A 20383-nucleotide genomic window follows, 5' to 3' on the forward strand; every position below is an offset into this window, starting at 1 on the left:
TCATGAGGCACTTCCGATCGTGACGACATCGCCCGCCTCGGCCCGCAGGTCGCGGGTGACCGAGACTCCGCCGGAGTTGGCCGGCACCCAGACGACCCGGTCGGGCAGGTCGGCGATCCGCAGCGGCAGGGTGACGCCGTTGACGGTGACCTTGTCGACCGCGCCGATCTCGGCGGCGGTGGCCGGGGACAGCAGCGCGACCGCGTCGCGGGCGGTGCCCGCGAGGAACGGCTCGCCGTCCTGCAGCTTTCCGTCGTCGAGCAGCAGGTGCCAGCTCGCCAGGACGGCCTGGCCGGCGCCGGTCTCGGCGACGGTCCCGCCGGTGACGCTCGGCGCGGCCGGGCGCCCGCCCTTGTAGGAGCCCAGGGCGCCGAGCTCGCGGCGGACCGCGGCGACGTCGGGCAGGCCCAGGTGGACGTCCATCGCGTCGGCGATGGCGGCGATGGCGCGCAGGTCGCTCATCACGCCGGGCTGCGGGATCGACGCCTCGAAGGACCGGCCGCGGCCCTCCCAGTCGACGAACGTGCCGGCCTTCTCGGCGACCGCCGCGACCGGCAGCACCACGTCGGCGCGGTCGGTGACGGCGCTGGCCCGGATCTCCAGGCTGACGATGAACGGCGTGTTCTCCAGGGCCCGCAGGGCGAGCTCGGGGTCGGGCAGGTCATAGGGGTCGACGCCCGCGATGACCAGCGCGTCGAGCCGCTCGTCGAGGGCGGCCCGCAGGATCTCGCCGGTGTCGAGGCCGACCTGGGCCGGCAGCGAGGCGACGTTCCAGACCCGGGCCACTTCGGCGCGGGCGGCCTCGTCGTCGACCGGGCGGCCGATCGGCAGCAGGTTGGGCAGCGCGCCCGCCTCGACGGCGCCGCGCTCACCGGCCCGGCGCGGCACCCAGGCCAGCCGGGCGCCGGTCGAGCCGGCCAGCCGGACCAGGGCCGACAGCGCGCCCTTGGCCGAGGCCAGGCGCTCGCCGGCCATGATGATCGTGCCCGCGGGCAGCTTGACGCCGTCGGAGATGAGCTCGCCGATCGACTCGGCCTCGGCGCCGGGGACGGTCCGGATCAGGGTGCCGCCCATCTTGGCCAGGCCCGGCGTGGCGAACGGCGCCAGCGCGTAGACCTTGAGCCCCTTCTTCTGGGCCGCCTTGCGCAGCCGCAGGAAGACGATGGGCGACTCCTCCTCGGGCTCGAACCCGGCCAGCAGCACGGCCGGGGCGTTCTCGAGGTCGGTGTAGGAGATCTCGATGCCCTTGCCGGCCACCGAGTGGGCCAGGAACTGGGCCTCCTCGGCGGAGTGGGGGCGGGCCCGCATGTCGATGTCGTTGGTGCCGAGGGCGACCCGCGCGAACTTGCTGTAGGCGTAGGCGTCCTCGACCGTCAGCCGGCCGCCGGTGAGCACACCGGCCTTGCGGCCCGCGAGCCCGGCGGCGACGGCCGCGAAGGCCTCCGGCCAGGAGGCCGGGACCAGCACGCCCTCCTCGTTGCGGACCAGCGGGCTGCGCAGGCGGTCGGGCTGGGTGGCGTAGGAGAACGCCCACCGGCCCTTGTCGCAGTTCCACTCCTCGTTGACCTGCGGGTCGTCGCCGGCCAGGCGGCGGGTGACCTTGCCGCGCCGGTGGTCGGTGCGCAGGGCGCAGCCGGAGGCGCAGTGCTCGCACGCGCTCGGCTGCGAGACGAGGTCGAACGGACGCGACCGGAAGCGGTAGGCCGCGCCGGTCAGCGCGCCCACCGGGCAGATCTGGATCGTGTTGCCGGAGAAGTAGGACTGGAACGGCTCGCCGTCGGCGACGCCCACCTGCTCCTTGGCCCCGCGCTCGAAGAACTCGATGAACGGGTCGCCCGCGATCTGGTCGGAGAAGCGCAGGCAGCGTGCGCACTGCACGCAGCGCTCCCGGTCGAGCAGCACCTCGGTCGAGAGCGCGATCGGCTTCTCGAAGGTGCGCTTCTGCTCGACGAACCGCGACTCGCCCTGGCCGTTGGACATCGCCTGGTTCTGCAGGGGGCACTCGCCGCCCTTGTCGCAGACCGGGCAGTCGAGCGGGTGGTTGAGCAGCAGCATCTCCATCACGCCGCGCTGCGCCTTCTCGGCGACCGGCGAGGTGAGCTGGCTCTGCACGACCATGCCCTGCGCGACCTCGATCGCGCACGAGGGCTGCGGCTTGGGGAAGCCCCGGCCGTTGCCCGCGTCGGGGATGTCGACGAGACACTGGCGGCAGTTGGCCGCCGGGTCGAGCAGCGGGTGGTCGCAGAAGCGGGGGATCTGGATCCCCAGCAGCTCTGCCGCCCGGATGATCATCGTGCCCTTCGGCACGCTGACCTGGAAGCCGTCGATGGTCAGGGTGACCATCTCGACGACCGCCCGCTCCTCGGGCTGGGTTGCTTGGATGGTCACTTGGCCCCCCACACGGTGGCGAGTGCGGGATCGAACGGGCAGCCGCCGATCTCGAAGTGCTTGAGGTATTCGTCGCGGAAGTGCTGCACCGAGGAGTAGATCGGGCTCGTCGCGCCGTCGCCCAGGGCGCAGAACGACCGGCCCAGGATGTTGTCGGCGATGTCGGTGATCGTGGTCAGGTCGTCTTCGGTGCCCTGACCCTTCTCCAGCCGCTTGAGCACCTGCTTGAGCCAGAAGGTGCCCTCACGGCAGGGGGTGCACTTGCCGCACGACTCGTGGGCGTAGAACTCGGTCCAGCGCAGCGTCGCCCGGACCACGCAGGTGGTCTCGTCGAAGATCTGCAGCGCGCGGGTGCCGAGCATGGAGCCCTTGGCGCCGACCGACTCGAAGTCGAGCGGCACGTCGAGGTGCTCGTCGGTGAAGATCGGCGTCGAGGAGCCGCCCGGCGTCCAGAACTTCAGCCGGTGGCCCTCGCGGATGCCGCCCGCCATGTCGAGCAGTTCCCGCAGGGTGATGCCCAGCGGGGCTTCGTACTGGCCCGGACGGGTGACGTGGCCGCTGAGCGAGAAGATGCCGAAGCCCTTGGACTTCTCGGTGCCCATGCCGGCGAACCACTCGGCGCCGTTGGCGACGATCGAGGGTACCGAAGCGATCGACTCGACGTTGTTCACGACCGTCGGCGCGGCGTAGAGGCCCGCGACGGCCGGGAACGGCGGCTTGAGCCGGGGCTGGCCCCGGAAGCCCTCCAGCGAGTCGAGCAGCGCGGTCTCCTCACCGCAGATGTACGCCCCGGCGCCGCTGTGCACGACGATCTCCAGGTCGTAGCCGCTGCCGAAGATGCCGCGCCCGATGTAGCCCTTCTCGTAGGCCTCGCGCACCGCCGCCTGCACCCGCCGGATGACGTGGACGACCTCGCCGCGGATGTAGATGAAGGCGTAGTTGGCCCGGATGGCGAACGCCGTGATGATGACGCCCTCGATCAGCGAGTGCGGGTTGGCCATCATCAGCGGGATGTCCTTGCAGGTCCCCGGCTCCGACTCGTCGGCGTTGACGACGAGGTAGTGGGGCTTGCCGTCACCCTGCGGGATGAAGCCCCACTTCATGCCGGTCGGGAAGCCCGCGCCGCCGCGGCCGCGCAGACCGGAGTCCTTGACCGCCTGGATGATCGCGTCGGGGTCCATCGCCAGCGCGCTGCGGGCGGCGGAGTAGTCGCCGTAGCCCTCCAGCGTGAAGGAGTTGGGCAGGTCCCAGTTCTTGGTGAGGACCGGAGTCAGCGTGGTCACTTGGGAGCCTCCCAGCCGTTGGCCTTGGCGATGCGCAGGCCCTCGAGCGAGGGACCGGCGGCCGAGGGACCCTCACCGGCGAGCTCGTCGGACAGGCCCGAGAGCACCCGCGAGGTCTCCTTGAAGGTGCAGAGCCGGCTCGGGCCACGGGTCGGGACGACGGGCTTGCCGGCCCGCAGGTCGTCGACGAGCTGCTTGGCCGACTCGGGCGTCTGGTTGTCGAAGAACTCCCAGTTCACCATCATCACCGGCGCGAAGTCGCAGGCCGCGTTGCACTCGATGCGCTCCAGCGACACCTTGCCGTCGGGAGTGGCCTCCTCGTGGCCGACGCCGGTGTGCTCGCTGAGCTCCTCCCAGATCTGGTCGCCGCCCATCACCGCGCAGAGGGTGTTGATGCAGACGCCGACGTGGTATTCACCGGCGGGCTTGCGCTTGTACATCGTGTAGAACGTCGAGACGCCGACGACCTCGGCCTTCGACAGGCCCAGCATCTCGGCGCAGAACTCCTGACCGGCGTCGGAGACGTAGCCGTCCTCCGACTGGACCAGGTGGAGCAGCGGGAGCAGCGCCGACCGGGCCTTGGGGTACTTGCCGATGATCTCCTTGGCGTCCAGTTCCAGACGCTCGCGGACCTCTGGGGAGTAGGTCATCGGTCCACACCTCCCATGACGGGGTCGAGCGAGGCCACCGCCGAGATGACGTCGGCGATGTATCCGCCTTCGCACATGGCCGGCACAGCCTGCAGGTTCGTGAAGGACGGGTCGCGGAAGTGGACCCGGAAGGGCCGGGTGCCGCCGTCGCTCACCACGTGGGCGCCCAGCTCGCCGCGGGGCGACTCGACCGGCACGTACGCCTGGCCGGCCGGCACCCGGAAGCCCTCGGTCACCAGCTTGAAGTGGTGGATCAGGGCCTCCATCGAGCTGCTCATGATGTGCGCGATGTGGGCGGGCGAGTTGCCGAGGCCGTCGGGGCCGAGCGCGAGCTGCGCGGGCCAGCCGATCTTCTTGTCCTCGATCATGACGGGCTGGTTCTTCAGCGGCCCGGTGAGCCGGTCGAGCGCCTGCTCGATCAGCTTCAGCGACTCCTCCATCTCCGAGACCCGGACCTGGTAGCGCCCGTAGACGTCACAGGTCTGCTGGGTGGCGATCTCGAAGTCGTAGGTCTCGTAGCCGCAGTAGGGCTGCGACTTGCGCAGGTCCCACGGCAGGCCGGCCGCCTTCAGCACCGGGCCGGTGATGCCCAGCGCCATGCAGCCGGTCAGGTCGAGGTAGGCGATGTCCTTGGTACGCCGGGTGTAGACCGGGTTGGCGTCCAGGATCTTGCGCATGTCCTTGATGCGCTCCGGCATGACCTTGAGCAGTTCGCCGATCTTGTCGACGGCGCCCGCCGGCAGGTCGACGCTGACGCCGCCCGGCCGGATGTAGGCCATGTTCATCCGGAGACCGGTGATGTACTCCATGATGTCGAGCACCATCTCGCGCTCGCGCAGGCCGTAGAGGAACGGGGTGGTGGCCCCGAGCTCCATGCCGTAGGTGCAGATCGCCATCAGGTGGGAGGAGATGCGGGTGAGCTCCATCGTGAGCACCCGGATCGCCTGCGCCCGGTCGGGGATGCGGTCCTCGATGCCGAGGAGGCGCTCCACGCCCAGGCAGTAGGTCGTCTCGTTGAAGATCGGCGACAGGTAGTCCATGCGCGTCACGAACGTGACGCCCTGGGTCCAGGTGCGGTATTCGAGGTTCTTCTCGATGCCGGTGTGCAGGTAGCCGATGACGGTCCGGGCCTCGGTCACCGTCTCACCGTCGAGGGTGAGCACCAGCCGGAGCACGCCGTGGGTCGACGGGTGCTGCGGGCCCATGTTGATGACCAGCCGCTCCTCGGACGACTCGGCCACCGCCTCGGTGAGCTTGTCCCAGTCCTGGCCCGCGACGTCGTAGACCTTGCCTTCGGTCGCTTCCTGAGTCATGCGTACGACCTCCTCTGGTCCGGCGCGGGGATCTCGGCGCCGCGGTATTCGACCGGGATGCCGCCCAGCGGGTAGTCCTTCCGCTGCGGGTGGCCCTCCCAGTCGTCGGGCATCTCGATGCGCGTGAGCGCCGGGTGCCCGTCGAAGATGATGCCGAAGAAGTCGTAGGTCTCCCGCTCGTGCCAGTTGTGCGTCGGGTAGACCGACACCGTCGACGGGATGTGCCGGTCGGTGTCGGGCGTCGCGCACTCCACCCGCACGCGGCGGTTGTGGGTGATCGAGCACAGGTGGTAGACCGCGCGCAGCTCCGACCCGGTCTCGTGGGGGTAGTGCACCCCCGAGACGCCCAGGGAGAGCTCGAACCGCAGGGCGGGGTCGTCGCGCAGCTTCTTCATGATCTCGACGAGGTGCTCGCGCGCCACGTGGAGGGTGAGTTCGCCCCGGTCGACCACGACCCGCTCGACGCCCTCGTGGTCGAGGCCGTCGACGATCTCGTCGAAGTAGCTCCCGTAGGGGCGCGGGCTGGAGACCGGCGCCGGGCGGCGGACCACGAGGCCGCCGTAGCCGGAGGTGTCGCCGGTGCCGGAGGTCCCGAACATGCCGGTCCGGGCGATCGGCTGCTCCGGGACCTCAGGAAGGTTGTCGCTCATTTCTGCCCTCCCTGGTCGATGAGCGGCAGGGTGCGAAGCGCCTGGAGTTCGAGCTCCTGGACCTGCTTCTCCCTGTGGGCGCCGAACTTCATGTTCTGGATCTTGTCGTGCAGCTTGACGATCGCGTCGATGAGCATCTCGGGCCGCGGCGGGCAGCCGGGCAGGTAGATGTCGACGGGCACGACGTGGTCGACGCCCTGGACGACCGCGTAGTTGTTGAACATGCCGCCGGACGAGGCGCACACGCCCATGGAGATGACCCACTTGGGCTCGGCCATCTGGTCGTAGATCTGGCGCAGCACCGGCGCCATCTTCTGCGACAGGCGACCGGCCACGATCATCAGGTCGGCCTGGCGGGGCGACGCGGACGCGCGCTCCATGCCGAAGCGGGCCAGGTCGTGCTTGGGGCCACCGGTGGACATGAGCTCGATCGCGCAGCAGGCGAGACCGAAGGTGGCCGGCCAGACGGAGTTCTTGCGCGCCCAGCCGGCGACCTGCTCGACGGTGGTCAGCGCGAAGCCGCTGGGCAGTTTCTCTTCAAGGCCCATTAGTCCCAGTCCAATCCGCGACGCCGCCACACGTAGGCGTACGCCACGAGCACGGTGACGATGAACAACACCATCTCGACCAGACCGAAGACCCCGAGCTTGTCGAAGGCCACGGCCCACGGGTAGAGGAAGATGATCTCGATGTCGAAGACGATGAAGAGCATCGCGGTGATCATGTACTTCAGCGGGAACCGGCCGCCGCCGATCGGCTGCGGAGTGGGGTCGATGCCGCACTCGTAGGCGTCGAGCTTGGCGCGGTTCCACCGTTTCGGCCCGGTGAACGGGGCGATGCTCACGGAGAAGACGGCGAATCCCGCCCCGAGGACCGCGAGCACCAGGATGGGGGCGTAGAGCTCCATCGCTTAAGGCGTCCTCTCGGTGAATGTGGTCATGGTTCTTCGATCCAGTGGTGTCATGCCGACGGCGCGACCTTCGACAGGGCGTTGATGATCCGGTCTGACGCGTCGCCACCGTGGTCGGTCAGGTTGCCCAGCAACTTCAGGCCGAACCTCATCAACCGGGGGTGGGGCAGCGCGTGCCGCGTCAGGAAGTTCATCACGCCTGGTTTGCCGATCGCCTCGACGAAGGCCCGGCCCAGGGTGAAATAGCCGCCGTACGCGTCTTTGAGTATCCGCGGGTAGGCCCGCAGGACCCGCTCGCGCGCGGCGGGGGTCGGCTGGGCGAGCGCGGTCACCACGGCGTCGGCCGCGATGCGGCCGGTCTCCATCGCGTACGCGATGCCCTCGCCGTTGAAAGGGTTGATCATCCCACCGGCGTCGCCGACGAGAACCAGGCCCCGGGTGTAGTGGGGCTGCCGGTTGAAGGCCATCGGCAGCGCGGCACCCCGGATCGGGCCGACCATGTTCTCTTCGACGAAGCCCCACTCGGCCGGCATGTTCTTGGTCCAGCGCCGGAGCAGGTCGCGGTAGTCGATCTTCTTGAACGCCTCACTGGTGTTGAGCAGCCCGAGGCCCACGTTGGAGGTGCCGTCGCCGACGCCGAAGACCCAGCCGTAGCCGGGCAGCAGGCGTTCGCCGTCCCAGAGCTCCAGCCAGGTCTCGAGGTAGTCGTCGGTGTGGCGGGGGCTCTTGTAATAGGTGCGGACCGCGACCCCTATGGGGCGGTCTTCGCGCTTGTGCAGGCCCATGGCCAGGGAGATGCGGGTGGAGTTGCCGTCGGCCGCGATCACCAGGCGGGAGCGGTAGACGTCGCCGGAGGCGGTCTTCACCCCGACGACGTGGCCGCTGCGCTCGTCGATCACCGGGGCGGTCACGTTCACGCCCTGAAGGAGGGTGACGCCCTTGGACACGGCGTGGTCGGCCAGGATGACGTCGAAGTCCTTGCGGGTGCGGACCAGCCCGAAGTCGGGGAAGCTCGACAGCTCCGGCCAGTCGAGCTCGAACGACAGGCCGCCGCCGACGACGCGCAGGCCCTTGTTCCTGATCCAGCCGGGCGCGTCGACGTTCACGCCCATCGCCAGCAGTTCCTTGACCGCGCGCGGGGTCAGGCCGTCGCCGCAGACCTTCTCCCTGGGGAAGGTCGTCTTCTCCAGCAACAGGACCGAGAGCCCGGACTGCGCCAGATAAAACGCGGTCGTCGATCCGGCGGGGCCGGCGCCGACGACGATCACGTCGGCATCGGTCTCGCTCCGCCGGGCCGCAAGGGCTGGCTCGCTCACGAGGGGACCTGTCCTGTCCTTTTGAGTTTCTTGGGGCCGCAGACCGTGTAGGCTGAGCCTTTCGTGCCTTTGTGAACTACTTCACAAACTTGTCGCGCCGCAGTCTAGTCCCTCTTCCGACACCTTCGTCAGGGGGTAGACACCTACCGGCGGGTAAACATGCACAGTCGTGACGAAAAGATCGCCATACCTGGCGTGCCGGTGCAAATTTCATGACTTTTCCGGGCGGATGCCCCGGTGCAGCGCCACGATCCCCATGCTCAGGTCACGCCACGCCACCCGCTTCCACCCGGCGCCCTGGATGACCGCCGCGAGGCTCTTCTGGTCGTGCCAGTCGCGGATGGACTCGGCGAGGTATTCATAGGAGTCGGGGTTGGAACTCACCGTACGGGCCACCACCGGCAGCAGGCGCATCAGGTAGTGGGTGTAGACGAGGTCGAACGCCTTCGGCTTCGGCCGCGAGAACTCGCACACCACGAGCCGCCCGCCGGGACGGGTCACCCGCAGCATCTCCTCCAGCGCCTGACCGGTGTCGGCGACGTTGCGCAGCCCGAACGAGATCGTGACCGCGTCGAACACCCCGTCGGCGAACGGCAGCCGCAACGCGTCGCCTGCGACGAACGTCACACCCGCGACACCGCCGGTCAACCCGGACGAACCACGCCGCCGCACTCCAGTCTGCAACATGCCGAGCGAGAAGTCGCAGGCGATGGCACGTGCTCCGAGCTGGGTGAACGCATCGGTAGAGGTGCCGGTGCCGGCCGCCAGGTCGAGCACCAGCTCGCCGGGCCCGGCGTCGATCGCGGACGCGGTCGCCCGCCGCCACAGCCGGTCCTGGCCGAGCGACAACACGTCGTTGACCAGGTCGTAGCGCGCGGCCGTGCGGTCGAACATGGCCGCGACCTCATGGGGCTGTTTGTCCAGCGAAGCGCGCGTCATGGTGCCCAGCCTAGGACGACCTCACACACCGTCATGCCACGCCCGGTCGAATGTGCGCAACGTAGTGCGTTGATTACTCTGCGTCTGCTAGGACTTGGCCATGCGTGCCAGATTCATGATCACAGTAAGCGCTCTCGCGCTCGTGGCCACGCCGGCCTCGGCGGGCGTCCGTCACCCCTCGGTCGTGTCGCCCGATCCGGTGAACCACACGCCCCACGTCCTCGACGGGATCGTCAACGCGCTGGCGCTGGTCGGGAACACCGTGGTCGTCGGCGGCGAGTTCTCCTCGGTGAAGTCGGGCACCTCCACCTTCCGCCGCGCCAACCTCTTCGCCTTCGACCTGACGACCGGCAGGGTCACCCCCTTCGCCCCCTTCCTCGACGGCCCGGTCAACGCACTGGCGGCCGGCGCGAACGGCACGGTCTACGCCGGCGGCTCCTTCTCCCGGGGCCTCGCCGCCTTCTCCGTCCCGTCGGGAGCCCCGATCCCGTCGTTCGGGGCGACCGCCTACGGCGGTGAGATCACCTCTCTTGTACGCCGGGGCGCGCACCTCTACGTCGGCGGTGACTTCTCCCACATCAGCAGAGTCCAGCGCACCGCGCTGGCCCGCCTCGACGTCTCCACCGGAGCGGTCGACCCCGCATTCGCCGTCGCCGTCGGCGGGGGCCGGTCGGAAGGCGATCCGAAGGTGCACGCGATGGCCGCGACGAAAGACCGGTTGATTCTCGACGGCTCGTTCACCACCCTCGGCGGCCAGCCCCGCGACCAACTCGGCCAGATCGATCTGAAGACCGGCGGGGTCGCCCGGTGGCGCACCAATGCCTACGCCCCCCATTGCCGCGACGGTTTTCCGTCCTATGTACGCGGCCTCGACGTCTCCCCCGACGGTTCCTATTTCGTGGTCGTCACCACCGGGGGCGCCGCGCCGAAGACGGGGAAACTGTGCGACACCGCGGCCCGCTTCGAGACGTACGCGAAAGGCGTGAACGTGAAGCCGACCTGGGTGAATCACACGGGCGGCGATTCGCTCTACAGCGTCGCGGTCACCGGCGCGGCCGTTTACGTCGGCGGCCACCAACGCTGGATGGACAACCCGCTGGGAAAGGACTCCGCCGGGCCGGGAGCGGTCCCACGAGAGGGCATCGCGGCGCTCCATCCGCGTACCGGAAAGGCGCTCGGGTTCAATCCCGGCCGCGAGAGAGGAATCGGGGTGAAGGCCTTTCTCGCGGTAAAGAAGGGGCTTTTGGTGGGAAGCGACACCACGAAGCTCGGGCACGAGTACCATGCCCGAGTCGGAATGTTCCCGATGCCCTGACTAGCCCTCGGGCTGGCCCCTCTTCTCGCTGATCTTCTCGCTGACCGCGTCCCGCTGCTTCGACAGCAGAACGTAACTGGCGAGCCCGCTCACGAGGAAGGCGGCCACGAAGAGCACGAAGGTGCGAAGGCCGAGCAGGTAGAGGACGCCGAAGCTGGCGGCGAACAGGGCCACGCGGGACACCGTGTAGACGATTACCGGATGCACACCGTAGAGGTTACGTCACTGTCCCGTATGGCGGACTCTCTTCGCATCCGGCACGAGCGCTGCTAGTGTGCCCATCACGGCGCTTTCGTAAAGAAACACCCATGAGCGCCCCAAAGAGGCTCTATCATATAACAATCGGGCACTGAGCCGGTAACATCCCGTGATCTTCTCTGAAAACCACGGATAAATCAGGCTTCGCTCGGCACACTGGTTACCTGTCCGCCCGCTGCATGACGCGGGATGCGAGGGGGAGAGATTGTGGAGAGTAGCAGCGAGCGACTGCTGACCCCTGGAGAGGTTGCCGCCCTCTTCCGGGTCGACCCGAAGACCGTGACTCGCTGGGCCGCGGCGGGGCGAATCAGCAGCATCCGTACCCCCGGAGGGCATCGGCGTTTCCGCGAGTCGGAAGTGCACGCCCTTCTCCGTGGAGAAGACGTCCTGACGGCCGACAAGCCGAACGGGTAGAGCTTCACGGGAAGAAGCAGAGAGGCGCGGCCAGAACCTGGGAGCCGCGCCTTTTTCTGTGTCTATGGACGCGCCTTCGGCGCGGCAGTCCTCGCGCTTATACCCGGCGCCTTCCCTCGTCGCTCCGGGTCGCTTCGCTCCCCTGCGCTCCTCAGTCCAGACGCCGGCGCGCTGCGGCAATTCATGAATCTGGCCTGAATTATTTCCCGGCGCCGGCCTGGTGATTGAATATTTGACCACTTGGTGGCATGTGAAATTGCACGCCGCTGAGGCTCGATTATTTTTCCTGCTCTGCCTTGAAGGCCAGGAATTCTTGTTCCAGGGCGTCGTTCTCTTCTTGCCATCTTCTGCGGCGTTCTGCTTCTTCTTCCTCGGTGATGGACTCTTCGAGCCACTGGTCGTAGTCCGGCTCGCCGGGCGCTATCTCGACATACGCGTTGCCGATCAGGCGGCCGTCGTCGCTGGTCAACGACTGCGGGACCCGCAGCGTGCCGTCAGCGAGCCGGATCACGAACATCAGGGGACCTCTAGATTCCGTAGCGCCTGTTGAAGAAGAGCATGACGTTGAGTGCCGTGCGGGTGTCGCCGCCCAGCATGTCTATCAGGGCGGGACGCTGCCTCGACGCGATGGCGGCGAAGGCGTCGGCGAAGAACTCCTTGCGGCCGAGTTCTCCGGACTGCTTGTGGAAGGCGGAGGCCAGGTGGGGGATGCACTCGTCGTAGAGGGCGGCGAACTCGGGTGAGTCCGAGACCCACTCTCCCGGACGGGAGTCCACGTCGTCCAGCGCATGACCGACTTCGTGCATCATCACATCGGGGGTGGGACTCGGGCGGTCGCCGACGACGATCTTCCGGTCGCCGTAGGCGCCGGCGCAGATGTCCCAGGTCGCGCGGCCGCTCGGCAGCGGGGCGCCTCGCAGGTAGCCCATGTCGTCGAGGTCGGGGACGCCGCCCGGGCCGACGTAGATGCCGTCCAGGCCGACCGCCAGCATCTCCTTGAGCCGGTCGGGCAGTCTGGCGAGGCTGTCGACGGCGCGGATGACGTCGGGGGGCGGGGGGCCGTCCATGGCGTCCCACTGCCGGTAGAGGATCGTCTCCAGGGCGCCGCAGTTGCGGCGGCCGTCACGGTAGTCGGGGCTGTCGGGGTGGTGCGGCTCGGCGCGGGCGGGCTGGTCGTCCAGCTCGAAGTCGCGCCACGTGTACTGCGGGCGGTCGACGACCGGGGCGGTCACCGGGGTCTCTGCGACCCTCGGCGCATCGGCCCATCGGTCGGTGACCTTCGTCTCGATGCGTTCCTGCGTCGCCTCCGCCCCACGACGGGAGACGTAGCTGGCCCCTGCGTGGCTCCGCTGCCACCACCGATTCCCTCGCCGGTGGCGGCCTCTGTCGCCCTGCTGCGCCATCGCACCTCTCTTTGGTCGGGAAGGTGCTGTACCGGTGCAGCGTACGATGCCCGTCTGGTCCGAGTCATCCCGCTTCGTCGGTCGCTATGCAAGACGCAACACGATCAGGCCACGGGATGGCATACCGTGTTGGAATGGCGAACGTGGTTGTCGGCCTGGCGTTGCTGGCCTTCTGGCTCTACTGCCTCTTCGACGTCATCACCACTCCCCCGGAGATCGTGCGGACCCTCCCCAAGGCCGCGTGGGTTCTGGTCGTGATGATTCCGGCGATGGGCGGAGTGTTGTGGCTGCTCGCCGGGCGGCCGGTGCTTGAACCGATCACCCCCGGACAGAACCTTCTCCCCTCACCGCCCCCTGAGGCGCCGAGGGGTCCCGACGACGACCCCGACTTCCTGCGCAGCCTGGAGCGCAAGCTGCGCGACGAGGACTAGCCGGCGTCTACTTGTTGACGTCGGCGTAGGAGTGCAGGCCGCCGATGAAGATGTTCACCCCGACCAGGTTGAACATCAGGCACGCGAACGCGATCAGCGAGACGATCATCGCGGCCTTGCCCTTCCAGCCGGCGGTCGCGCGGGCGTGCAGGTAGGCGGCGTAGGCCACCCAGGTGATGAACGCCCAGACCTCCTTCGGGTCCCAGCCCCAGTAGCGACCCCACGCCTTGTCGGCCCAGAGCGCGCCCGAGATGACGGCGAACGTCCAGATCGGGAACGCGATGACGATGACCCGGTGGGCGACCCGTTCGAGGTCGGCCCGCGACGGCAGCCGCGACGGGCCCTCCTTGCGGATCAGGAACAGCGCCGCGGCGACGCCGCCGACGATGAACAGGCCGCTGGCCGCGACGGCGGCGGTGACGTGGATGGCCACCCAGTAGGAGTCGAGCGCGGGCACGACCGGGCCGGCCTGCGTGTAGAGGACGCGGACCGCGAAGCCCAGGCCGATCGCGGCGACCACGCCGACGAACGCGCCGAGGAACCTCACCGGGTAACGCAGCTGCAGGAGCAGGAACACCGTCACGGCCGCGAGCAGCATGGCGACGACGAACTCGTACATGTTGCCCCACGGCCAGCGGTCGACCGCGAGGCCGCGCGTGAGCGTGCCGCCCACGTTGGCGGCCCAGCCGAGCCACATGGCGGCGGTGCCGACGAGGCCCGCCTTGGGGGCCCACGACGCCGGTTCGGGCGCGGGGGCCGGTTCGGGGAGGTCGTCGGAGGGACCGCCGACGGCGACCAGACGGCGCTCCTTCACCGTCTCGGTGACCCGGCCGAAGGCCAGCTCCAGGGCGTAGCCGATCATCGCGGCCAGGTAGAGGAGAATTGCGGCCAGCACGAGCTGGTCGCTCAGCGTGGCCAAACGATCAGGAGACATCCTTCACCTCTGCGCGAGCGTGGTGTTCCAGGGCTTTCGTCAGCTCGGCGAACTCCTCGCCGAAGTCTCCGCCCTCGGTGCGGGTCAATCCTCCCACCGTGACCCCTCCGTCCCTCACCCGCACCCAGACGCGGCGGCGGTGGATGAGCAGGGACAGCAGCAGGCCGAGAATGGCGGCGCCGGAGGCGAGCAGGGCCGGGAAGCGGCCCGGGTCGTAGGTGGTCTGAAGGGTGATCCACTCCTTCACACCGGTGAACTCGATCTTGCCCGCCCCTTCGGGCAGGTCGGCCACGTCGCCGACGGCCATCGGCTTCGGCGACTCGGTCATCTGGCCGAGCGGCTTGAGGTTCTGGTGGCCGCCCAGGTCGTACACCGACTGGGGGATTCCCTCGTCGAGCCCCAGGTCGCCCTTGAACGGCCAGATCTGCACGGTCGGGTTGGCCGCGCCCGGGAAGATCGACAACCAGTCCTTGCCGTTGGGCACCGTGGAGGGCAGGAAGCGGCCGAGGAACGCGAGCTGCTCGGGGGCCGCGTCGGGCACCTTGATGACACACTCCGACTCGTAGGTCGAGGTGTTGTTCACCAGGCACGGCACCGCGCCCTCGAAGGCGACCTTCCCGTCGCCGCCGGTGATCCGGAACGTGGGGGCGTAGCCGTGCCCGATCAGGTACGTCAGCGCGCCGTCGGCCTCAAGGGGCTCGTTGACCCGGAGGGTGACCTCGCGCTCGGGAGACGTGGGCGAATCCTGCACGGCCAGCTTGGCGTAGTAGTCGAGCGGCTGGCCCTGCTTCTCGTGACCGGGCCCGATGTAGGTCGCCTGGAAGTCCTTGAGCGTGAACGAGAACGGCTGGAGGTCCTCGGGCGACACCTGCGACCCCGGCAGATAGCGGTCGTACGCCGCCACCGTGTTCGCGAACCCGTCGCCCTCCACCACGAGCACGTTGCCCCGGTAGCCGAACAGGCCGCCCACCCCGACGGCGACCAGCAGCACGAGCAGCGCGACGTGGAAGAGCAGGTTGCCGGTCTCGCGCAGGTGACCCTTCTCGGCCGACACCCAGCCGTCGCCGGTCGTCACCCGCCAGCGCTTCGACCGCAGGTAGGCCTCGGCCGAGGCGAGGTCGCCCTCGATCTCGGCGTGGTGCGGCAACCGGGCGAGGTTGCGGGGCGCGGGCGGCGGCGTGCGCCGGATCTCCTTCAGGTGCACCATCGTGCGCGGCAGCACGCAGCCGATCAGCGACAGGAACAGCAGCAGGTAGATCGCCGCGAACCAGGGCGCCGTGAAGACGTCGAACAGCGAGAACCGGTCGAGCCACTCGGCCTTGGTCGGGTCGTTCTGGAAGTAGCGGGCGACCGCGCCCGGATCGACCCCGCGCTGCGGGTAGAGCGACCCGGGCACCGAGGCCAGGGCCAGCAGGAACAGCAGGATGAGGGCGGTGCGCATCGAGGTGAGCACCCGCCAGCCCCAGCGCAGCCAGCCGACCACGCCCAGCCCCGCGGGGCCGGTGCCGGTCGTCTTCTCTTCGTCGGTCAGTGTCATATCACCGGCTCGAATCCGCCGATCCACACCTGGAGACCGGCGATGAGCTCGCCCCACAGACCGGTGACCAGCAGCAGCCCGACGGCGACCAGCATGGCTCCTCCGATCCGCGTGATGAGCTGGGTGTGGCGGCGCACCGCCCGGAACGTGTGGAGCGCCTTGCGGTAGGCGAGCCCGGCCGCCACGAACGGCAGCCCGAGCCCGAGGGCGTAGCCGAACGCCAGCAGCGCGCCCCTGGCGGCGCTGCCCTGGTCGACCGAGAGGGTCAGCACGACGGCCAGCGTCGGCCCGATGCACGGCGTCCAGCCGAGTCCGAACACGATACCCAGCAGCGGCGCCCCGGCGAGCCCGGCGGCCGGCACCCGGTGGATGCGGAAGTCGCGCTGCAACCCGGGGATGATCCCGATGAAGGCCAGCCCCAGCACGATCGTGACCACGCCCAGCACCCGCGTGATCACCTCGGCGTTCCCGAGCATGGCCGCCCCGAGCCCGCCGAACAACGCCCCGCCCAGCACGAAGACCAGGGCGAACCCGAGCACGAACAACCCCGAGCCCAGCACCAGACGCCCCCGCTTGGGGTCGGCGCTCATGCCGGTCACGTACGACAGATAGCCCGGCACCAGCGGCAGCACGCAGGGCGACAGGAACGACACCAGGCCCGCGAGCAGCGCGATCGGCAGGGCGACCAGCAGCGACCCGGAGGCGACGGTGTCAGCGAGATTCACTGGAGACCTTGGTCACGGCGTCGAGGAGGGCCTGGTACTTCACGGCGCCCAGGGCGCGGGCCGCGATCCGGCCCTCCTTGTCGATGATGAGCGTGGAGGGGATGGCGGCGGGCGGGACCGTGCCGGAGAACCCGAGCAGGACCTTGCCGCTCTGGTCGTGGATGCTCGGATAGCCCGGCGTGAGCTGGGCGTCGTAGGCGGTGGCGGCGGCCTTCTGGTCCTTGAAGTTGATGCCGAGGAAGTCGACGCCGTCGGCCTTGGTGCGGGCGGCGACGTCCTTGAGCGTCGGCCCTTCGGCCCGGCACGGCGCACACCACGAGGCCCAGAAGTTGATCACCGTGACCTTGCCGGGAGCCATCTTCGTGGGCGTGCCCTCAAGGGTCTGGCCCTCGACGACGGGGGCGGGCTTGCGCTCGCCCACGTCGAAGACCTGGACCTTGCCGTCACCGGCGACGAAGCGGGTGTCGTCGGACTCCGGCTGCCCCGACCCTCCGACGTTCCCGGCGCATCCGGTCAGAACGAGCACCGAGCACACGGCGACGAGAGCACGCGAGAAGGGGGACATGGAGGAGATCTCCTTGAACTACAACCGGTAGAGCAAACATAGTATCGACCCACCTGGTTGGTGGTCGGTCCGGGCGCTCTCTGTTTGACGGCCGCGCCTCCGGCGCGGCGGGTCCGGGCGCTCTTGTCCGGCGTCTTCCCTCGTCGCTCCGGTTCGCTTCGCTCTCCTGCGCTCCTCAGTCCAGACGCCGGCGCGCCCGGACACGGCACAAGTAGACGTGGCTACACGTGAAGCGAGATCTTTACTAGTTCTTCAGCAGTGCGGCGGCGGGTTCGCTGTAGCCGACGCTGATGAGGCGGTCGCCGTCGAAGGTGAAGGTGGTCAGGCTGCACAGGCTGGCCTGGCGGCGGCGGGGGTCGTGCCAGAGGCGTTTGCTCTCGGCGGCCAGGCGGATGATCCAGATCGGCAGCTGGTGGGAGACCAGCAGCGCCTCGTGGCCCCGGGACTCGGCGCGGGCGTCGTCGATGACCGATTTCATGCGGGCCACGACGTCGCGGTAGGCCTCGCCCCACGAGGGGCGGCGGGGGTCGCGGAAGTGCCAGAAGTTGCGGGGGTCGCGGAAGAAGGCGCGGTTGTCGCCGGCGACCGGCTTGCCCTCGAAGACGTTCATGGCCTCGGTCAGCCGCTCGTCGAGGACCACGGGGAGCTTGAGCACCTCGGCGGAGGGTGCGGCGGTCTCCTGGGCGCGCTCCATCGGTGAGCTCCACAGGGTCACGATGTCGCGGTTGGCGATCGACTTGGCCACCATGTCGGCCATCGCCCGGCCGTTGTCCGACAGGTGGAAGCCGGGCAGCCTGCCGTAGAGGACCCCGGTCGGGTTGTAGACCTCACCATGGCGCAACAGGTGAACGACGGTCATCTCAGTCATGGTGGCGCCAGCCTACTCGCGGGAAATGACGAGACGGCGTCAGGCCAGCCGAAGAGTCTGATCGGAATGCCTCAGACGAGCTCGAGCGTGGTCTCCAACTGGCCGCACACCGTGCGCAGCGCGTCGACGGCGGCCCGGATGGCCGGCCGGCGGGCCGCGTCGGTACGCCATAGGGCGTAGATGCGCCGGGTCGGCCGGGGCAGGATCGGGATCGCCCGCACCCCTTCCGGCAGCACGCCGCGCCCGAGCCTGGGGATCAGCGCGTGGCCGTGGCCGCCCGCGACCAGCGCGAGCTGGGTCGGGTATTCGTCGGCCATGCAGACGATGTCGGGCTCCTTGCCCGCCGACCGCACCAGGAACAGCAGGAAGTCGTGGCAGACCGTGCCCGGCGCCGAGGTGATCCAGCGGTCGTCGGGCAGCTCCGACAGGGAGATCTCGCGCCGGTCGGCCAGCGGATGCTCGGCCGGCACGGCGATGTCGGCGACGTCGTCGAGCAGGGCGGCGCGCGAGAGCCCCTCGGGGATGGCCATCGGGCGGTTCAGCCAGTCCTGCACCACCGCCAGGTCGATCTCACCTCGGGTGACCTCGCGGATCTGCCGCTCGGGCTCCCGCTCCCAGAACAGCATGCCCAGGTCGGGATGCTGCTCGTTGAGCAGCTTGAGCGCGGCGGGGAAGATGCCGCGCGCGGCCGTCGGGAAGGCTGCGATCGAGAGCCGCCCGACCACCGCGCCGCGCAGCGCCTCGAAGTCGGCCTCGGCCGTCTCGACCAGGGCGAGGATCTTCTCGGCGTGCTCGGCGAGCAGCCCGGCGGCGTCGGTGAGCTTCACGCCCCGGCCGTTGCGCTCGACGAGCACCGCGCCGGTCTCCTTCTCCAGCTTCGCGAGCTGCTGGGAGATCGCCGACGGGGTGACCATCAGCGCCTCGGCCGCCGCGCCGACCGAGCCGTAGGTGGCGACCGCGTACAGGGCCTTCAAGCGGTGCAAGTCCAACATGTAGTCAGTCTAAAGGGTCCACCCAAGAAAATCTCGCTTGTCCTCAACTATTAAGCGTTGCATCATGAAGACATGCGAATCATCAACAACCTCTTCACGAAGCAGTCCACCGTCGCCCGCGTCTCCTACCTCGAGACCCTGGCCACCAACGCTCGCCAATCGCGCGCCAAGAACCGCGCCCGGAGCGCCTAACCCGCAGCCTGGGCCGCGGCCTTGGCCGCGATCGGGAGAGCGTCGACGACCTTCGACAGCGCCCCGTCGTCATGGGCGGACGACAGGAACCAGGCTTCGAAGGCCGACGGGGGAAGATAGACGCCCTGGTCGAGCATCGCGTGGAAGAACGCGGTGAACACGGCCGTGTTCTGGGTCTTCGCCGACGCGAAGTCGGTCACCGGCCCCTCGGTGAAGAAGATCGAGAACAGGTTCCCGGCCCGCTGCAGCCGGTGGGGAACACCCTCGGCCGCGAGCGCGCCGGACGCGGCGTCGCCGAGGGCCAGCGCGGCGGCGTCGACTCGCGCGTAGACGTCGGCGTCACAGTGCCGCAGCGTCGCCAGACCGGCTGCACAGGCCAGCGGGTTACCCGACAGGGTGCCCGCCTGGTAGACCGGGCCCTCGGGGGCCAGCCGGGCCATCACGTCGGCCCGTCCGCCGAACGCGGCGGCGGGCAGCCCGCCGCCCATGACCTTGCCGAAGGTCATCAGGTCGGCGTCCACCGGGTCGAGGCCGTACCACCCCTCGGCCGAGACCCGGAAGCCGGTCAGCACCTCGTCGACGATGAGCAGCGCGCCGTTGGCCGCGCAGAGCTCCTTCAGCCGCCGGTTGAAGCCCTCGGCGGGCGGCACCACGCCCATGTTCGCCGGGCACGCCTCGGTGATCACCGCGGCGATCTCGTGGAGCGTGAACGCCTCCTCGACCGCCGCCAGGTCGTTGTAGGGCAGCACCAGCGTGTCGGCCGCCGCCGCGCCCGTCACCCCCGGGGTGTCGGGCAGGCCGAACGTCACCACGCCCGACCCCGCCGAGGCCAGCAGGGCGTCGACGTGGCCGTGGTAGCAGCCGGCGAACTTGACGATCTTCGAGCGGCCGGTGAAGCCGCGCGCGAGCCGTACCGCGCTCATCGTGGCCTCGGTGCCCGAGCTGACCAGGCGGACCTTCTCGACCGGCGCCACCCGGGAGACGATCTCCTCGGCCAGCAGCACCTCGCCCTCGGTCGCCGTGCCGAAGGAGAACCCGCCCGACATCGCCCGGGTGACCGCCTCCACCACCGCCGGGTGGCGGTGGCCCAGGATCATCGGCCCCCACGAGCAGACCAGGTCGACGTAGGTGTTCCCGTCGACGTCGGTGATGTGGGGACCCTGTCCGGACGCCATGAAGCGGGGCGTGCCCCCCACCGAGTTGAACGCCCGGACCGGCGAGTTGACCCCACCCGGCACGATCTCCTTGGCCCGCGCGAACAGGGCCGCTGATTCATCGGTACGACTCACGGCCACCGAGC

General features: G+C 69.3%; 22 protein-coding genes. 3 read left to right on the forward strand and 19 right to left on the reverse strand.

Annotated features, from left to right (window positions below):
• The 9 genes from QSK34_RS20795 to QSK34_RS20835 all read right to left on the reverse strand — a co-directional run bounded on the left by QSK34_RS20795 (nucleotide 1) and on the right by QSK34_RS20835 (nucleotide 9449).
• Complete coding sequence (locus tag QSK34_RS20795) at nucleotides 1-2343, reverse strand: NADH-quinone oxidoreductase subunit G (protein ID WP_051760882.1); 2343 nt, start codon at nucleotides 2341-2343, stop codon at nucleotides 1-3.
• Nucleotides 2344-2384: 41 nt separating this feature from the next.
• The gene (gene nuoF, locus QSK34_RS20800) at nucleotides 2385-3671 is read right to left on the reverse strand and encodes an NADH-quinone oxidoreductase subunit NuoF (RefSeq protein ID WP_030456125.1); all 1287 of its coding nucleotides are present in this window, start codon (nucleotides 3669-3671) and stop codon (nucleotides 2385-2387) included.
• Nucleotides 3668-4321: an NADH-quinone oxidoreductase subunit NuoE gene (gene nuoE / locus QSK34_RS20805; RefSeq protein WP_285585929.1), complete on the reverse strand. Its 654-nt coding sequence runs from the start codon at nucleotides 4319-4321 to the stop codon at nucleotides 3668-3670. Before nuoE ends, nuoF begins: the two co-directional genes overlap by 4 nt.
• Nucleotides 4318-5634 (reverse strand): NADH-quinone oxidoreductase subunit D, encoded by a 1317-nt coding sequence (locus QSK34_RS20810; protein ID WP_030456127.1) that lies wholly within the window; start codon nucleotides 5632-5634, stop codon nucleotides 4318-4320. Before QSK34_RS20810 ends, nuoE begins: the two co-directional genes overlap by 4 nt.
• A complete protein-coding gene (locus QSK34_RS20815; protein ID WP_285585931.1) occupies nucleotides 5631-6284 on the reverse strand; it encodes an NADH-quinone oxidoreductase subunit C in 654 nt (217 codons plus the stop codon). Before QSK34_RS20815 ends, QSK34_RS20810 begins: the two co-directional genes overlap by 4 nt.
• Nucleotides 6281-6832 carry a NuoB/complex I 20 kDa subunit family protein gene (locus QSK34_RS20820; RefSeq protein ID WP_030456129.1) on the reverse strand — a complete coding sequence of 184 codons (552 nt, stop codon included), beginning with the start codon at nucleotides 6830-6832 and terminating at the stop codon, nucleotides 6281-6283. The genes QSK34_RS20815 and QSK34_RS20820 overlap by 4 nt, the downstream gene beginning before the upstream one ends.
• Nucleotides 6832-7191, reverse strand: a complete 360-nt coding sequence (locus QSK34_RS20825) for an NADH-quinone oxidoreductase subunit A (RefSeq protein WP_030456130.1) — start codon at nucleotides 7189-7191, stop codon at nucleotides 6832-6834. The genes QSK34_RS20820 and QSK34_RS20825 overlap by 1 nt, the downstream gene beginning before the upstream one ends.
• 53 nt (nucleotides 7192-7244) lie before the next feature.
• On the reverse strand, nucleotides 7245-8510 hold the full coding sequence (locus QSK34_RS20830; protein WP_285585932.1) for a geranylgeranyl reductase family protein: 1266 nt from the start codon (nucleotides 8508-8510) through the stop codon (nucleotides 7245-7247).
• Between the two features lie 210 nt (nucleotides 8511-8720).
• The gene (locus tag QSK34_RS20835; protein WP_161479935.1) at nucleotides 8721-9449 is read right to left on the reverse strand and encodes a demethylmenaquinone methyltransferase; all 729 of its coding nucleotides are present in this window, start codon (nucleotides 9447-9449) and stop codon (nucleotides 8721-8723) included.
• 100 nt (nucleotides 9450-9549) lie between these two features.
• Here QSK34_RS20835 and QSK34_RS20840 point away from each other — a divergent pair, with 100 nt between their 5' ends.
• Nucleotides 9550-10764 carry an NHL repeat-containing protein gene (locus tag QSK34_RS20840; protein WP_285585933.1) on the forward strand — a complete coding sequence of 405 codons (1215 nt, stop codon included), beginning with the start codon at nucleotides 9550-9552 and terminating at the stop codon, nucleotides 10762-10764.
• Here the strand turns inward: QSK34_RS20840 and QSK34_RS20845 are convergent, their stop codons facing one another.
• Complete coding sequence (locus tag QSK34_RS20845; RefSeq protein WP_285585934.1) at nucleotides 10765-10971, reverse strand: DUF4229 domain-containing protein; 207 nt, start codon at nucleotides 10969-10971, stop codon at nucleotides 10765-10767. It abuts the gene before it with no gap.
• 240 nt (nucleotides 10972-11211) lie between these two features.
• Here QSK34_RS20845 and QSK34_RS20850 point away from each other — a divergent pair, with 240 nt between their 5' ends.
• A complete protein-coding gene (locus QSK34_RS20850; RefSeq protein WP_030456135.1) occupies nucleotides 11212-11436 on the forward strand; it encodes a BldC family transcriptional regulator in 225 nt (74 codons plus the stop codon).
• Nucleotides 11437-11713: 277 nt separating this feature from the next.
• Here the strand turns inward: QSK34_RS20850 and QSK34_RS20855 are convergent, their stop codons facing one another.
• Complete coding sequence (locus tag QSK34_RS20855; RefSeq protein ID WP_030456136.1) at nucleotides 11714-11953, reverse strand: hypothetical protein; 240 nt, start codon at nucleotides 11951-11953, stop codon at nucleotides 11714-11716.
• 10 nt (nucleotides 11954-11963) lie between these two features.
• Entirely contained in the window at nucleotides 11964-12668 is a 705-nt protein-coding gene (locus QSK34_RS20860; protein ID WP_285585935.1) for a hypothetical protein, read from the reverse strand.
• A 305-nt stretch (nucleotides 12669-12973) separates the two neighbouring features.
• Between QSK34_RS20860 and QSK34_RS20865 the strand changes: the two genes are divergently transcribed.
• Nucleotides 12974-13270, forward strand: coding sequence for a PLDc N-terminal domain-containing protein (locus QSK34_RS20865; protein WP_202609923.1), 297 nt, complete (start codon nucleotides 12974-12976; stop codon nucleotides 13268-13270).
• Nucleotides 13271-13277: 7 nt separating this feature from the next.
• On the opposite strand, the gene ccsB is transcribed toward QSK34_RS20865, so the two are convergent.
• From ccsB to hemL, 7 genes are all read right to left on the reverse strand, one after another.
• Entirely contained in the window at nucleotides 13278-14204 is a 927-nt protein-coding gene (gene ccsB / locus QSK34_RS20870) for a c-type cytochrome biogenesis protein CcsB (protein ID WP_285585936.1), read from the reverse strand.
• Nucleotides 14194-15741 carry a cytochrome c biogenesis protein ResB gene (resB, locus tag QSK34_RS20875; RefSeq protein WP_285585937.1) on the reverse strand — a complete coding sequence of 516 codons (1548 nt, stop codon included), beginning with the start codon at nucleotides 15739-15741 and terminating at the stop codon, nucleotides 14194-14196. The genes ccsB and resB overlap by 11 nt, the downstream gene beginning before the upstream one ends.
• Entirely contained in the window at nucleotides 15738-16466 is a 729-nt protein-coding gene (locus QSK34_RS20880; protein ID WP_161479930.1) for a cytochrome c biogenesis CcdA family protein, read from the reverse strand. The genes resB and QSK34_RS20880 overlap by 4 nt, the downstream gene beginning before the upstream one ends.
• Entirely contained in the window at nucleotides 16453-17031 is a 579-nt protein-coding gene (locus QSK34_RS20885; RefSeq protein ID WP_161479929.1) for a TlpA family protein disulfide reductase, read from the reverse strand. Before QSK34_RS20885 ends, QSK34_RS20880 begins: the two co-directional genes overlap by 14 nt.
• A gap of 244 nt (nucleotides 17032-17275) precedes the next feature.
• Nucleotides 17276-17899: a histidine phosphatase family protein gene (locus tag QSK34_RS20890; RefSeq protein WP_285585938.1), complete on the reverse strand. Its 624-nt coding sequence runs from the start codon at nucleotides 17897-17899 to the stop codon at nucleotides 17276-17278.
• Nucleotides 17900-17970: 71 nt separating this feature from the next.
• Nucleotides 17971-18891: a LysR family transcriptional regulator gene (locus tag QSK34_RS20895; protein ID WP_285585939.1), complete on the reverse strand. Its 921-nt coding sequence runs from the start codon at nucleotides 18889-18891 to the stop codon at nucleotides 17971-17973.
• Nucleotides 18892-19079: 188 nt separating this feature from the next.
• Complete coding sequence (hemL, locus tag QSK34_RS20900; RefSeq protein WP_285585941.1) at nucleotides 19080-20372, reverse strand: glutamate-1-semialdehyde 2,1-aminomutase; 1293 nt, start codon at nucleotides 20370-20372, stop codon at nucleotides 19080-19082.
• Between the last annotated feature and the right edge of the window lie 11 nt (nucleotides 20373-20383).

This window comes from Herbidospora sp. NBRC 101105 (assembly GCF_030269205.1).
In the GTDB taxonomy this organism is placed as follows: domain Bacteria; phylum Actinomycetota; class Actinomycetes; order Streptosporangiales; family Streptosporangiaceae; genus Herbidospora; species Herbidospora solisilvae.